Raw genomic sequence first — 2,118 nt, forward strand, 5'->3', positions numbered from 1 at the left:
GTGGTTCCTCTTTAGGTCTGAACTTCTCGAACACGAGAAGCAGGTCCGAACCGTAGGGGTTCTGCAGCCCAGTGTTGAAGGTGGTCCAGTCTCCGTCGTTCGATACGACAAAGTATCGGCCTTTTTCGTCCACCGCTAAGTCGTTCTCAAGCTCCAGCAGCCGTTTGAAGGTATAGTTCAGATAGTTCTTCAGCTTTGGAACCGGCTGCTTGGCATACTTATCGATGAAGCGTTGCTGCTGAAAATGCCAAGCGTCGATACCGTCTATCGTTGCTCTTGCGACTATCCGGAAGGGCTCTGCGTAATCACCCTTGATCGGATAGATATGCGCAAATGCGGTTTCGCTGGGCTGGTTGGCGTGCGCTCTGAAAAGCGACTCGTATGGTTTCATGGTCATCAGCTTCATCTCTATGTTTTGGGTACTCATCATTTCTGGTGGGCTAGGAAACGTCTTTTGCTGTTCGACGTCTTGCCTGCAATCAGGCGGGCGCTGGTGATCTTTATTTCTGTTTTGCTTCTCAGTATGTCTACTTGTTTGCTGGAGCCGCATTGTTCGGCCGTGGAGTCTTGCAGTACAGCGTTGACCTCCGGCGAGTCAACATTGGTCGTTGCGTAGGACCGGTATGACCTAATGGTCTCGCCTCGCCGTGTCAGTGTGTCGGGCTTCGGCGACCTTGCATGTCCGCCTTTTTGCGCTCCTGCCGGGCATCGTGGCGCACCCGCTAGCGCCTTGCCCTCCGCGTGGGCGGCCAACCCGCGCCAAAGCCTCCCAGGCCATCCGGCCGGCAGCCTATACCGCCGCAGTGGCGTTCGACACCGCTGCCCACGGCTCAGGGCTCAAGATGCCGCTTACCATCCTGCAGAACGCGCACCGTTCGCCCTACGGGCCCCGCTCCTACCGGCGCCCGCACTTCCTCTCTGTTGCTCTCTCTCTCAGCGACCCGGAGTCGGTTGCAGCCGGCGAGCAAAATATGCAGCGGGTGTCGACCCAGCTTGAGGTTGCTCTCTAAACCAAGAATGCCATCTTGGAAGTGCCACCATGGCGAGCGGACGCCTCAACGGACGAAGCAGCAAGAACCCCCAGAAGCAAACTCGCTATGGCAACACGCAGAAGCATCGTTGCACCTTCTCATGGGCTGAGGTTGGGCTAGTCTGCAACTTCCAAAGACGCCTTAGGCCAAAGATCAGGACACAGTGCAAACAACAGTACGCTGCATCTCTCGTCAAGTTTCAAATGAAGGGTTTGCGATCCTCCAGAACTGGCCCCTGGAAATTTCAACTGATCAGCTCTCTCGGCTGCTAGGCAGACCGGTCGCGCTCGGCGCCGGCGGAGCGGTACATCGTCTACTTCCGAAATCCCAAGACGGTACCGCTCTTAACACTTACAGCGGTAATTACGGCCTGGGAGAGTTTCCTCTCCACACAGATATGGCTACATGGTACTTGCCGCCCAGATATGTTTTACTCCGCTGCGTATCCGGCGCGTCAGATGTCGCGACGACTCTGGTCGATCCCCGACCGATTATTGCAGCGATTGGCGCGGCAAACCTCCAGCGGGCCGTCATGAGGCCCCGGCGCAAGGTAGCAGGCCGTATAAGCCCGCTGAGCCTGCTTCAAGCAACAGAACAAGGCATACTGATCCGTTGGGATGAGCGCTTTCTCAGGCCCGCTTCGCAGACTGCTGAGGTCTGTTTCGCGCAGATGGCAGGGGCATTGCGGGCTGCTAGTTCCGCCGACTTTCCGCTTACAACCCCGGGCGATGCTCTTCTCATTGACAACTGGGCCATGCTGCACGGGAGAACGCCCGTCCCCTCCAGCGCTCTTTCTAGGGAAATTGAGAGGGTTTACTTAATGGAGCTATCGAATTGAGTGGAATTGAACCCGCAGCCACTCCGCATCCCTGGGACGCCGCATCGCTACTCAACAAAGCTAGGCGCTATATCGACCAGATGAAGGAGCATAGTCACGACGATTGGAGATTTGCTCTTTGGTCAAGCTTGTCACTTGAGATAATCGCGCGAGCCTCACTGGCGCACGTAAGCCCAACTCTGCTAGCGGATGCGAGCGACTGGGCGCAGTTGTATTTTTCGCTTGGCCGTATCCCTACCCAGAAGAAGT

At 56.6% G+C, this 2,118-nt stretch carries 1 protein-coding gene; it reads right to left on the reverse strand.

Annotated features, from left to right (window positions below):
• A partial coding sequence (locus AC5JLB_RS01265) for a DUF3825 domain-containing protein (protein WP_495872042.1) occupies positions 1-430 on the reverse strand: 430 nt, incomplete at its 3' end.
• Positions 431-2,118 lie beyond the last annotated feature (1,688 nt).

This window comes from Myxacorys chilensis (genome assembly GCF_059505265.1).